The organism is Aerosticca soli (genome assembly GCF_003967035.1).
Classification (GTDB): Bacteria; Pseudomonadota; Gammaproteobacteria; order Xanthomonadales; family Rhodanobacteraceae; genus Aerosticca; species Aerosticca soli.
Genome location: NZ_AP018560.1, coordinates 1,219,397 through 1,231,736, shown reverse-complemented (window position 1 = coordinate 1,231,736; position 12,340 = coordinate 1,219,397). Strand labels below are relative to the sequence as shown.

Sequence of the window (12,340 nt, the reverse complement as noted above, 5' to 3'; positions counted from 1 at the left end):
TGTCAGCGTACCTGCGGGGCGCCGCCGGCCGCGGCGGATTGCAGTCTGCGCACCAGGGTCGGCCAGTCCACCCGTTCCTGGTGGCCGATCACGCGAAGATGCGGCAGGCCACTGCCTTCGAGGATAGTGTAGCCATCCGCGTCCGACTCCAGTCCGCCCATCCGGCAGACGCCGTCGGCGAGGCGACAGCGCAGGCCGATGCGCCGGTAACCGAAGTGCTTGAACCAGCGCAGCATCGCGCGTTGCAGGCCGCCGGCAGTGCTGCCGCCGCCCAGCGCGGTCAGGTTGTCGAGCGCGCGCTGGCTGATCTGCCCGCCGCCATCGGCATGCAGATAGGCGTCGAAGGCCACCGGCGTCCAGTCGACCAGGCGCAGGCCCTGGATGTCCCCGTCCAGCCGGCCGCTGATGTGGCCGATGTCGAACACGCTGGTGAATGCGGCCAGATCCAGGCCACGCAGGGCCAGATCGGCGGCAAGTTCCGGATGCGGCCCGAACGGCGCGGACAACGCGAGCCGGGTGACGTCGACGAAGCCGTCGAACACGTGGAGCGAGAGCCCACCGGCCAGATCGATGCGGTCGCCGACCCAGCGCAGGGCCGGTATCGCCCCGCCCAGGATGCCCGGAAACCGCGGCCAGCCGAGCGCGGCGCTGAATGCCCCCAGGTCGATGCCGGTGAAGGCCAGCGTAGCGGTGAGCCTGGGCTGACCGGCTTCCGGCTGCGGCCGCCAGGCCAGCGCCTGTACGTGGATGTCCCCGCCCAGGAACGGCACCACGGCCGGTGCCTCCAGCGCGAGCAGGCCGGCGTGACTGCGCCAGCGGGTTTCCACCGGACCGAAGGCGAAGTCCCGCCAGCGCAGCGCGGTCCATGCCAGTGTGGTCGCCGGGCGTTCGTCGCGCCGATGCCAGTCCAGCGCGCCGCCGAGGCCGGCGACGTCCAGACGCCCGTCCACATCGGCCAGCGCCAGCCCTTGGCCACGGACGGCCAGCGCGTGGAGACCGCCGCCGCGCCAGTCCAGCGCGGCCTCGAAGGTGCCGGCGGTGCGCAGGTCGTCGAGCCCGTACGTCGCGGCCAGCCAGCGGCGGCCGTAACGGCGATAGGCGGCCGGCAGGCGCGCCTGGAGACGATCGATGCGCATCTCGTCCAGCCGTCCTTGCGTGTCCCAGCGCAGGGCACCCTCGAGCTGCAGCGCATCCGGATCGCTCACGCGCAGCAGGGCCAGTGTCGCCTGGCCCGCCGCGAAGCGTGCCGTGGCGGCGATCTGTACCGGGTGGGGCGGCAGTTCCGCGCCCCAGGCACCTTGCGCCACGCGGCCATCGTGCAGCCCCGCCTCGAGCTCGAGCCGCGTGGTCCCGTCGCCGGCTTCGAGTTCGAGCCGGCCGCTGCCGTCGATGCCCTGCGCATGCCCGTCCCGCCAGGCCAGGCCGAGCCCGTGCAGGTCGAAAGTGCCGGCGGTGCGCACGGTGCCCGCGCCCGCATCCAACGCAAGCTGCGCATCCAGCTGCCCCTGCAGCCCGGGGCGAGCGCCGAACACGCCGCCCAGCCAGGCCACCGGCAGGCTGGCCAGGGCGAACTGGGCGTGGCTGGGCTGGTCCAGCGGCAGCGCGGCATGCAGCATCGTCGCGCCCTGGGCGAGGTCGAGCTCGAGGGTATTGGCCTGCGCGTCCACCACTGCCGACAGGCGCGCATCGGCCAGCGCCGCGCCGGGCGCGCCCGTGAGCTTGAGCGGTCCGGCCAGCCACCAGCGCCGCTGCAGGTCGCGGGTCAGCCGCCCTTCCAGCTGCAGTCCCAGCCGGTGCCAGCCCAGCGCCGGAACGTCGGCGGCGCCCACCGCGAGCCGGGCACGCACGCCGCCGGCGTCATCGTCGGCAAGCTCGAGCCGCACCGCCTCGAGCTGCACGCCCGGCCACTGCACGCTGCGTGCCGCCAGCGTGACCGCCGCGACGGCCTCTCCCGCCGCCGCGAAACCGCACAGACCGGCACAAAGAACGAGGACGGGCCTTGAAGCGCAGCGCATGACCGGCCATTCTGCCCGATACAGCTGAACGACATGGACACGTCATGCCCGATGCCACCCTCAGCCCCCCATTGGCGACGCCTTGCCCGGCGCCGCGGGTCCTGGTGGCCGACGACGATCCGGCCAGCCGGCTTGTCCTCGTCACCGGGCTGGAACGCCTGGGTGCCGATGTGAGCGCCTGCGCCGATGGTGGCTCGGCCCTGGCTGTGGCCGGCGCCACCGCCTTCGATCTGCTGCTGCTCGACGTGCACATGCCGGACCTGGGCGCCTGTGCCCTGCTTACCGCCTTGCGCGGCGATCCCAAGGCGGCGAGCCGGCATGCGCCGGCGGTGGCGACCAGCGCGGAACTTCCCGCGCATGAGCGCCGGCGGCTGCTGGCGCTGGGCTTTGCCGACACCCTGGCCAAGCCTTGCGATCTCGCCGCGCTCGGCCGGCTGCTGGCGTTCTTCACCGCATCGGCGCCGCTGCTCGACGATGCCACCGCCCTGGCGGCCAGCGGCGATGCGGCGACCCTCGAAGCCCTGCGCCGTCTGCTCGGCGAGGAACTGCACGGCCTGCTGCGCGACCTCGACCACGGTGCCGGCCAGCCGGAAGAATGGATCGACCGCCTGCACCGGCTGCGCGCCTCGTGCGGTTTCTGCGGGGCCAGCGCGCTGGCCGATCAGGCGGCCAGGCTGCTCGCGCGGCTCAGGAGCGGGCGCACACCCGCGCCCGGTGAATGCGCGGCCTTCCGCGGCACGCTCACCGGCACCCTCGCCGCGCTCGGCCACGCGACGCCGGATTGAGCCTTCAGCGCCGCGGCAGACGGGCCAGCCACTGCCAGGTGCGCGGTTCGCCACCCAGGTGGTGACGGATCACCTCGCGCATCATCGCCCGCAGCGGCAAGCGGGCGGCGGGCGCGGGCTCGCGGTCCGCGGCCAGGGCGGCAAGATCGACGCCGCGCAGCGCATAGGCGTGTTCCGGCGGGCAGCGCACCGGGCCACGCTCGACCTGGTAGACGTACCAGCCTTCCGGTTCGAGCGGCGCGCCCTCGGCCGTGCTGTCCAGACGCAGGGCATAGCCGGTCGCCTGCAGCAGGTCGCGCTCGAAGCGGCGCAGCGTCCAGTCCGGCGCCTCGCCGGCCGCCAGCCGCCCGAGCGTGCGCGCATAGGCCGCGAACAAGGCCGGGTGCGGGTCCTGGCGACGGGTGAAGCGGACCGTGAGCTCATTGAGATAGAGCCCGGCCAGACCCGCCGTGCCGGCCAGGCGGCGGACCGGGCCGTCGCCTTCCGCCGCAAGCAGTGTGGCCAGCTCGCCGCGCAGCAGAAGATCGCACCTGAGCGCCTGGAAAGGCTCGAGCTGCGCCCGCGACACGCGCGCCCGCGCGCCACGCACGCCGCGCGCGACAACGCCCAGGCGACCGCGGTCGCGGCTCAGACACTCCAGCAGCAGCGAGGTCTCGCGATAGGCGCGCAGATGCAGGACATAGACCGGCTGCTGTTCCAGACGCAAGGCTCGAGGCTCCTTCGCCTACCGGCCGCGCAGACCTTCAGTCAGCGTAGCCGAAGCGTTTGAGCTGGTGCTCGTCGTCGCTCCAGCCCTCGCGCACCTTGACCCACAGCTTCAGGAATACCTTGCGGCCGAACAGGCTCTCCATCTGCCGCCGCGCGGCCGCGCCGATCGCCTTGAGCTGGGCCCCGCCCTGACCGATCACGATCGCCTTCTGGCCTTCGCGCTCGACCCAGATCACCGCATGGATCTCGGTCACGCCGTCGTCGCGGTCCTGGAACCGCTCGATCTCCACCGTGGTCGCGTAGGGCACTTCCTGGTCCAGCCGCAGCATGAGCTGCTCGCGCACCCGCTCGGCGGCGAGGAAACGCTCGCTGCGGTCGGTGATCTCGTCGGGGCCGAACACCGCCGGGCGGGCCGGCAGGCGGGCGAGGATGTCGGCCCGCAGCGGCTCCAGCCCCTTGCGCCGGCGCGCGCTGACGTAGTGGACGGCGTCGAAGGCATGGCTGGCCGCAAGCTCCGCGACGAAGGGCAGCAGCGCGGCCTTGTCGCGGGCCAGGTCGACCTTGTTGATGGCGAGCAGCCGCGGCACCGGCTGGCCGGCGAGCAGGGCGTACAGCGCCTCGTCCTCCTCGGTCCAGCGCCCGGCCTCGATCACCTGCACGACGAGATCGACCTCGTCGAGCGCCGCACGCGCAACGCGGTTCAGGCTGCGGTTGATCGCCCGCCGCCCGCCGCGGTGCATGCCCGGCGTGTCGACGTACAGGATCTGTCCGGCCTCGCCGGTATCGATGCCGAGAATGCGGTGGCGCGTGGTCTGCGGGCGCGGGCTGACGATGGATAGGCGAAAGCCGATCAACGCGTTGAGCAGGGTGGACTTGCCGACGTTGGGACGGCCCACCAGAGCCACCATGCCGCAACGGAAATCGGGCTCCGGAGTCGCCGGTTCGTCGTGCTGGTGCGGTTCGTTCATGCCTTGGCCGTTGCGAAAAAAGAAAAAACTCAAAGCCTTCAGCGCGCCGCGGTTTCGAGCTGATCGAGCACCGCCTGTGCGGCCTCCTGCTCGGCCTGCCGGCGGCTGGAGCCGCTCGCCTGCGCGCTCAGCGGCCGGGGCTCGCTGACCGCGCAGCGCACTTCGAAGATCCTGGCGTGCTCCTCGCCGCGGCTGTCCAGCAGCTCGTAGCTCGGCAGCGGCAGCGCACGCGCCTGCAGCCATTCCTGCAGGCGGGTCTTGGCATCCTTGGCCGCCTTGGGCAGGGCGGCCACGCGCGGCGCGAACCATTGCCGCACCAGCGTACGGCAAGCGCCGAACCCGCCATCGAGGTAGACCGCGGCGAGCACCGCCTCGAAGGCGTCGGCCAGGATCGAATCGCGCCGGAACCCGCCGCTCTTGAGCTCGCCCGGCCCCAGCCGCAAGGCCTCGCCCAGCCCCATCTCACGCGCGATCACCGCCAGCGCCGGGCCGTTCACCAGCTGGGCGCGCAAGCGCGACAGCTCGCCTTCGCTGGCCTGCGGATGAACCTCGAAGAGCAGCTCGGCCACCAGCGCGCCCAGCAGCGCATCGCCCAGGAACTCCAGCCGCTCGTTGTTCGGCCGGCCGGCGCTGCGGTGGGTGAGCGCCAACTGCAGCAGAGCTTCGTCGCGGAAAGCGTAGTCGAGCTTCAAACGCTTACTGGCCCGTCGGTGCGCCTTGCAGTTGCACGCTCTTTTCGAAGTGCAGCAGGAAGGAGATGTTGTAGAGGAACGGCACCACCTTGTCGTAGGCGACGCGCAGCGTGGCGCCGTTGCCGGCACGGTCCAGGGTGATGTCGCTGGGCTTGATGGTGGCGTCGTCCACGTACTGGAAACCCATCTTGTAGAGCAGATCGCGGCGGACATCGTCGAGCGTCTTGCCTTCCATGCCGCCGCTGGCGATCTGGCTCATCGCCTTGCTCACGCCCATGTACTCCGTGTAGGCCGGCACCAGCTTCATGGCCATGTAGCCGAAGAAGCCGACGATGGCCAGCACGAACAGGAAACCGATCAAGGTCATGCCGCCTTGCCGTGTTTTCATGAGTCTCCCCTCCCTCATCGCGAACCGGAACGGCCGCAGCGACGATTATGCCAGCGACGCGTGCCGCATCAGTGCACCACCGTGCCGATCCGGCGCCAGTCCACGCCACCGGTGCCCCAGCCTTTCCAGCTCATCCAGATCAGGAAAGCCTTGCCGGCCAGGTTCTTCTCCGGCACGCAGCCCCACCAGCGGCTGTCCAGGCTGTTCTCGCGGTCATCGCCCATGACCAGATAGCAGTCCTCGGGCACGCGCGAGGGGACGAGCTCGTTGGGAATGGGCTGGGTCGGCATGCGATCGGGCATCCGCGCGATGAGGTGGTCGACGCCGTCCAGGTGTTCATTCCAAATGGTCGCGCCGTAGGCGAGCAGCTCGGCATCCTCCGGGCGGCGGCGGTCGCCGGTGAAGGGGCCGACGTAATCGGCCTTGACCGGCTTGCCGTTGATGGTGATCTGGCTGTCGTGGACCTCGACGACGTCGCCGGGCAGGCCGATCACGCGCTTGATCCAGTTCTGCTGCTGCACCGGCAGCGGTTGCTCCGGACAGCGATAGCCGGGGCCCAGCATCGGCGGGCCGCTCTCGTCGCCACCCACTCGACGCAGCCGGCCGGCTTCGTCGCGGCAGAGATAGCCGGGAAAACGGAATACCACCACGTCGCCCCGCTTGGGTTCACCGAGGCTCAGGAACTTGTTGTTGAAAGCCGGCACGCGCAGCCCGTAGGCAAACTTGTTGACCAGGATGAAATCGCCCACGTCCAGCGTCGGCATCATCGAGCCGGACGGGATGCGGAACGGCTCGGCCACGAAGGAGCGCAGCACCAGCACGACCAGCACCACCGGAAACAGCGAACGCGACCAGTCCACCGGCGCCGGATCGCGGTATTCCCGCCCCTGCGCGGCCAGACGCGCCTTGCGGCGGCGATAGAAGAACAGGCGGTCCAGCCCCCAGACCACCCCGAACAGCACGGTCAGGCCGAGCAGAATCGCCGAGAAATCGAAATCCATGCGGATGGTTCCTTTTTTTAGGACGCGCGGCAGAGGACGAACGCCGGCGAAGAGACCGGCGAGGACGCCGTTCCTCTCGCGCCGTTTTCGATGACGCCCCGTCTCATTTGTCCACCTTGAGCACGGCCAGGAAGGCTTCCTGCGGAATCTCCACGCGGCCGACCTGCTTCATGCGTTTCTTGCCTTCTTTCTGCTTCTCCAGGAGCTTCTTCTTGCGGGTGACGTCACCGCCGTAGCACTTGGCCAGCACGTTCTTGCGCAGCGCCTTGACCGTGGAACGGGCGATGATCTGCGCACCGATGGCGGCCTGGATCGCCACGTCGAACTGCTGGCGCGGGATCAGGTCCTTCATCCGCTCGACCAGCTCACGCCCGCGCCGCTCGGCCTGGTTGCGGTGCACGATCAGGCTGAGCGCATCCACGCGGTCGCCGTTGATCAGCACGTCCACACGCACGAACGGGCCGGCCTCGAAGCGGTCGAAGTGGTAGTCCATCGAGGCGTAGCCGCGCGAGACCGACTTCAGCCGATCGAAGAAGTCCAGTACCACCTCGGCCAGCGGCAGCTCGTAGCTGATCTGCACCTGGCTGGCCAGGTACTGGATCGAACGCTGCACGCCGCGCTTTTCCTCGCACAGGGTGATGACGTTGCCGACGTACTCGGGCGGGGTGAGGATGTTGGCCAGGATGATCGGCTCGCGGATCTCCACCACCTGCGGCGAGGGCGGCAGCTTGGCCGGGTTGTCCAGCCGCATCGTGCTGCCGTCGGTCTTGAGGACCTCGTAGACCACCGTCGGCGCGGTGGTGACGAGGTCGAGATCGTATTCGCGCTCCAGGCGCTCCTGCACGATCTCCATGTGCAGCATGCCGAGAAAGCCGCAGCGAAAGCCGAAACCCATCGCCTCGGAGCTCTCCGGCTCGAAGAACAGCGCCGCGTCGTTGAGGCGCAGTTTTTCCAGCGCTTCGCGCAGCGCCGGGTAATCGTCGGCGGCGACCGGAAACAGGCCGGCGAACACGCGCGGCTGCATGGTCTGGAAGCCGGGCAGCGGCTTTTCCGCAGGCCGGTTGGCATGGGTGAAGGTGTCGCCCACCGGCGCGCCGTGCACGTCCTTGATCGAGGCGGTGACCCAGCCCACCTCGCCCGCCGAAAGCCGTTCGAGCTTCTTGCGCTTGGGCGTGAACACGCCCACCTCGCTCACCTCGTGGCTGCGACCGGTGGACATGACCTGCAGCTTGTCGCCGGGTTTGATCTCGCCCTGCATCACCCGCACCAGCGACACCACGCCGAGGTAATTGTCGAACCAGGAATCGATGATCAGCGCCTGCAGGCGGTCGGTGTCGCGCGGCTTGGGCGGCGGGATGCGCGCGACGATCGCCTCCAGCACCTCGACCACGTTCTGCCCGGTCTTGGCGCTCACCGCCACCGCGTCGCTGGCGTCGATGCCGATCACCGCCTCGATCTCGGCTTTGACCTTCTCGACGTCGGCGGTCGGCAAGTCAATCTTGTTGAGCACCGGCACCACTTCCAGGCCCATCTCGATGGCGGTGTAGCAGTTGGCCACCGACTGCGCCTCCACCCCCTGCGCGGCATCGACCACCAGCAACGCGCCCTCGCAGGCGGCCAGCGAGCGCGAGACCTCATAGGAGAAATCGACGTGTCCGGGCGTGTCGATGAAGTTGAGCTGGTAGGTCTTGCCGTCGCGTGCCTTGTACGGCAGCGACACCGACTGCGCCTTGATGGTGATGCCGCGCTCGCGTTCGATCGGGTTGCTGTCGAGCACCTGCGCTTCCATCTCGCGCTCTTCCAGCCCGCCGCAGATCTGGATGATGCGGTCGGCCAGGGTCGACTTGCCGTGGTCGATGTGGGCGATGATGGAGAAGTTGCGGATGTGATCCATGGAGTGGCCTGCAGGTGACGCCGGCTGCGGCTGCGCCGGCGCGGCATACGAACCCTGCATTATCGCATGGATTCACCGCGCTCCCGCCCTGCCGCGCGCCACGGACGCCGGCGCCGCCATGGCTTCCAGCTCCGCGGGGCCAGGCCGCGCCATGGCCGTTTTTTGAAGGAAAGTCGCCGCAGTGCGCGTCAGCGGTAATGCACCGACGCGATCACGTAGTGACGCACGCCGCCCGGCGCCTTGAACTCGAAGCTGTCGCCCTCGCTCTTGCCGATCATGGCCCGGGCGATCGGCGAGGACACCGCCAGCAGGCGCTGTTTGATGTCGGCCTCGAGGTCGCCCACGATCTGGTAGGTCACGGTCTCGCCGGAGTCCTCGTCCTCCAGCGCCACGGTGGCGCCGAACACCACCCTGTCGCCGGGATTGAGCTTGGCCACGTCGATCACCTCGGCGGTGGACAAGGCGGCCTCCAGCTCGGCGATGCGGCCCTCGATGAAGCTCTGCTGCTCGCGCGCGGCATGGTATTCGGCGTTCTCCTTGAGATCGCCATGGGCGCGCGCCTCGGCGATGGCGGCGATGATGCGCGGACGCTCGACCGACTTCAGCCGTTCCAGCTCGGTGCGCAGGCGCTCGGCGCCGGCCTTGGTGATGGGGGCTCGATTCATGCGTGGAGTTCCTCGTGCAGTTCCTGCAGGCTGTGCACCTCGCCCGCGCCGTGGAAGTCGAGCGAATGCACCAGCGCGCGGGCGCCGGCCACGGTGGTGGAATAGGTGACGCGGTGCTGCAGCGCCTCGCGCCGGATCGAGAACGAGTCGGCGATGGCCGGCTTGCCCTCGGTGGTGTTGACGATATAGACGATTTCGCCGTTCTTGATCAGGTCGACGATGTGCGGGCGGCCCTCGGCGACCTTGTTGACGCGCTCGCAGTCCACGCCATGTTCGCGCAGAAAGTGCGCGGTGCCGGCGGTGGCCACCAGCCGGTAGCCGCGGGCGACGAGTTCCTGCGCGATCGGCAGCAGGCGCGGCTTGTCGGCATCGCGCACCGAGACGAACACCTTGCCCTTGGGCGGCGTCTTGATGCCGGCGGCATCGTGGCCGCGCGCGAAGGCGGCGCCGAAGCTGGCACCCAGACCCATCACCTCGCCGGTCGAACGCATCTCGGGGCCCAGGATGGGGTCCACGTTCTGAAACTTGAGGAACGGGAAGATCGCCTCCTTCACCGCGTAGTAGCGCGGGATCACCTCGCGCGTGGCGCCCTGCGCCGCGAGCGAACGGCCGGCCATGGCGCGCGCGGCGATCTTGGCCAGCGGCACGCCGGTGGCCTTGGAGACGAACGGCACGGTGCGCGAGGCACGCGGGTTCACTTCCAGGATGTAGACGGTGTCGCCCTGGATGGCGAACTGGGTGTTCATCAGGCCGACGACCTTGAGCTCGCGGGCCAGCAGCGCGACCTGCCGGCGCAGCTCGTCCTGGATCGCCGGCGAGAGCGAATACGGCGGCAGCGAGCAGGACGAGTCGCCCGAATGCACGCCGGCCTCCTCGATGTGCTCCATGATGCCGCCGACCAACACCTGGCCCTCGGCGTCGGCGACCACGTCGACGTCGACCTCGACCGCATGGTCGAGAAAGCGGTCGAGCAGCACCGGCGAATCGTTGGACACCTTGACCGCCTCGCGGATGTAGCGCGAGAGGTCGGCGTCACTGTAGACGATCTCCATCGCCCGGCCGCCGAGCACGTAGCTCGGCCGCACCACCAGCGGATAGCCGATCTCGTGGGCGAGCGCGAGCGCCTCGTCGGCGTTGCGCGCGGTACGGTTGGGCGGCTGCCTGAGCCCGAGCCGGGTCACCAGCGTCTGGAAGCGCTCGCGGTCCTCGGCCAGGTCGATCGACTCCGGCGAGGTGCCGATGATGGGCACGCCGGCGGCCTCCAGCGCGCGGGCGAGCTTGAGCGGGGTCTGCCCGCCGTACTGCACGATCACGCCGCGCGGACGCTCCTTGTCCACGATCTCCAGCACGTCCTCCAGCGTCAGCGGCTCGAAGTACAGGCGGTCGGAGGTGTCGTAGTCGGTGGAGACGGTCTCCGGGTTGCAGTTGACCATGATGGTCTCGAAGCCGTCCTCGCGCAGGGCGAGCGCCGCGTGCACGCAGCAGTAATCGAACTCGATGCCCTGGCCGATGCGGTTGGGGCCGCCGCCCAGGATCATGATCTTGTCGCGCGCGGTCGGGGCGGCCTCGCATTCCTCCTCGTAGGTGGAATAGAGATAGGCCGTGGTGGTGGCGAATTCGGCGGCGCAGGAATCCACCCGCTTGTAGACCGGCCGCACCCCAAGCGCGTGGCGATGCCGGCGCAGTGTCGCCTCGTCGGTGCCGGTGAGTTCGGCCAGCCGCGCGTCGGAAAAACCCATCCGCTTGAGCACACGCAGGCGCCCGGCATCGAGCGCGGCCAATCCCTGCGCCTGCACTTCCCGCTCGGCGGCGACGATGTCCTCGAACGCGGCCAGGAACCACGGATCGACGTGGCTCAGGGCATGGACCTCCTCGAGCGTCAGCCCGGCACGGAAGGCGTCGGCCAGATGGAACACGCGCTCGGGGCGCGGTTCGCGCAGCGCGCGCTTGAGCTCGGCCAGCCCTTCCTCGCTGGATGTGTCGAGCCCGGCCGGATCGAGCCCGTTCTTGCCGATCTCGAGCCCGCGCAGCGCCTTCTGCAGGGATTCATGGAAGGTGCGGCCCATCGCCATCACCTCGCCCACCGATTTCATCTGCGTGGTCAGGCGCGCATCGGCCTGCGGGAACTTCTCGAAGGCAAAGCGCGGGATCTTGGTGACCACGTAGTCGATGGTCGGCTCGAACGAGGCCGGTGTCGCCCCGCCGGTGATCTCGTTTCTGAGTTCGTCGAGCGTGTAGCCCACGGCGAGCTTGGCGGCGATCTTGGCGATCGGGAAGCCGGTGGCCTTGGAGGCGAGCGCCGAGGAACGCGACACGCGCGGGTTCATCTCGATCACCACCATGCGACCGTCGGCCGGATTGATGCCGAACTGCACGTTGGAGCCGCCAGTGTCCACGCCGATCTTGCGCAGCACGGCGATCGAGGCATCGCGCATGCGCTGGTATTCCTTGTCGGTGAGCGTCTGCGCCGGCGCCACGGTGATCGAATCGCCGGTGTGCACGCCCATCGGATCGAGGTTCTCGATCGAGCAGACGATGATGCAGTTGTCCGCCTGGTCGCGGACCACTTCCATCTCGAACTCCTTCCAGCCGAGCACGGATTCCTCCACCAGCACCTCGTGCACCGGCGAGAGCTCCAGGCCGCGCTTGACGATCGCCTCGAACTCCTCGACGTTGTAGGCGATGCCGCCGCCCGAACCGCCCAGCGTGAAGCTCGGGCGGATGATGGTCGGAAAACCGATGCGCGCCTGGATCGCCACCGCCTGCTCGTAGCTCCTGGCCACCTCGGCGCGTGGGCAGGCGAGCCCGATCTCGGCCATCGCATGGCGGAACAGCTCGCGGTCCTCGGCCATCCGGATCGCCTCGCGGCTGGCGCCGATCAGGGCCACGCCGTAGCGCTCCAGCACGCCGGCATCGGCCAGTTCCAGCGCGCAGTTGAGCGCGGTCTGCCCGCCCATGGTCGGCAGCAGCGCGTCGGGACGCTCCTTGGCGATGATGCGCTCCACCATCGCCGCGGTGATCGGCTCGACGTAGGTGGCGTCGGCCATCTCCGGGTCGGTCATGATCGTGGCCGGGTTGGAGTTGACCAGGACGACGCGGTAGCCCTCCTCGCGCAAAGCCTTGCAGGCCTGGGCACCGGAGTAATCGAACTCGCAGGCCTGGCCGATCACGATCGGGCCGGCGCCGATGATCAGCACGCTCTTGATGTCGGTGCGCTTGGGCAT

Annotated in this window: 10 protein-coding genes; 1 reads left to right on the top strand and 9 read right to left on the bottom strand. The window is 69.4% G+C overall.

Annotation, left to right across the window (positions count from 1 at the left end):
- Positions 1-2 precede the first annotated feature (2 nt).
- Positions 3-1,913 (bottom strand): hypothetical protein, encoded by a 1,911-nt coding sequence (locus ALSL_RS05745; RefSeq protein ID WP_231700305.1) that lies wholly within the window; start codon positions 1,911-1,913, stop codon positions 3-5.
- A gap of 146 nt (positions 1,914-2,059) precedes the next feature.
- Between ALSL_RS05745 and ALSL_RS05740 the strand changes: the two genes are divergently transcribed.
- Positions 2,060-2,800 (top strand): response regulator, encoded by a 741-nt coding sequence (locus ALSL_RS05740; RefSeq protein ID WP_126537290.1) that lies wholly within the window; start codon positions 2,060-2,062, stop codon positions 2,798-2,800.
- A 4-nt stretch (positions 2,801-2,804) separates the two neighbouring features.
- Here ALSL_RS05740 and recO read toward each other — a convergent pair whose 3' ends face one another.
- From recO to carB, 8 genes are all read right to left on the bottom strand, one after another.
- Positions 2,805-3,506 (bottom strand): DNA repair protein RecO, encoded by a 702-nt coding sequence (gene recO / locus ALSL_RS05735; RefSeq protein WP_126537288.1) that lies wholly within the window; start codon positions 3,504-3,506, stop codon positions 2,805-2,807.
- 37 nt (positions 3,507-3,543) lie between these two features.
- Positions 3,544-4,476, bottom strand: a complete 933-nt coding sequence (gene era, locus ALSL_RS05730; RefSeq protein ID WP_126537286.1) for a GTPase Era — start codon at positions 4,474-4,476, stop codon at positions 3,544-3,546.
- Positions 4,477-4,514: 38 nt separating this feature from the next.
- Entirely contained in the window at positions 4,515-5,168 is a 654-nt protein-coding gene (gene rnc, locus ALSL_RS05725) for a ribonuclease III (RefSeq protein ID WP_126537284.1), read from the bottom strand.
- A 4-nt stretch (positions 5,169-5,172) separates the two neighbouring features.
- Positions 5,173-5,556 carry a DUF4845 domain-containing protein gene (locus ALSL_RS05720; protein ID WP_126537282.1) on the bottom strand — a complete coding sequence of 128 codons (384 nt, stop codon included), beginning with the start codon at positions 5,554-5,556 and terminating at the stop codon, positions 5,173-5,175.
- Positions 5,557-5,624: 68 nt separating this feature from the next.
- Entirely contained in the window at positions 5,625-6,557 is a 933-nt protein-coding gene (gene lepB / locus ALSL_RS05715) for a signal peptidase I (RefSeq protein WP_126537280.1), read from the bottom strand.
- A gap of 103 nt (positions 6,558-6,660) precedes the next feature.
- Positions 6,661-8,451, bottom strand: coding sequence for a translation elongation factor 4 (lepA, locus tag ALSL_RS05710; protein ID WP_126537278.1), 1,791 nt, complete (start codon positions 8,449-8,451; stop codon positions 6,661-6,663).
- A 188-nt stretch (positions 8,452-8,639) separates the two neighbouring features.
- Positions 8,640-9,116, bottom strand: coding sequence for a transcription elongation factor GreA (gene greA / locus ALSL_RS05705; protein ID WP_126537276.1), 477 nt, complete (start codon positions 9,114-9,116; stop codon positions 8,640-8,642).
- Positions 9,113-12,340, bottom strand: coding sequence for a carbamoyl-phosphate synthase large subunit (carB, locus tag ALSL_RS05700; protein ID WP_126537274.1), 3,228 nt, complete (start codon positions 12,338-12,340; stop codon positions 9,113-9,115). Before carB ends, greA begins: the two co-directional genes overlap by 4 nt.

Bases quoted from the DNA above. Each gene is read 5' to 3' on its own strand.
- ALSL_RS05740 (WP_126537290.1), top strand. From the start codon at position 2,060: ATGCCCGATGCCACCCTCAGCCCCCCATTGGCGACGCCTTGCCCGGCG.
- era (WP_126537286.1), bottom strand. From the start codon at position 4,476: ATGAACGAACCGCACCAGCACGACGAACCGGCGACTCCGGAGCCCGAT.
- ALSL_RS05720 (WP_126537282.1), bottom strand. From the start codon at position 5,556: ATGAAAACACGGCAAGGCGGCATGACCTTGATCGGTTTCCTGTTCGTG.
- lepB (WP_126537280.1), bottom strand. From the start codon at position 6,557: ATGGATTTCGATTTCTCGGCGATTCTGCTCGGCCTGACCGTGCTGTTC.
- lepA (WP_126537278.1), bottom strand. From the start codon at position 8,451: ATGGATCACATCCGCAACTTCTCCATCATCGCCCACATCGACCACGGC.
- greA (WP_126537276.1), bottom strand. From the start codon at position 9,116: ATGAATCGAGCCCCCATCACCAAGGCCGGCGCCGAGCGCCTGCGCACC.
- carB (WP_126537274.1), bottom strand. From the start codon at position 12,340: ATGCCCAAGCGCACCGACATCAAGAGCGTGCTGATCATCGGCGCCGGC.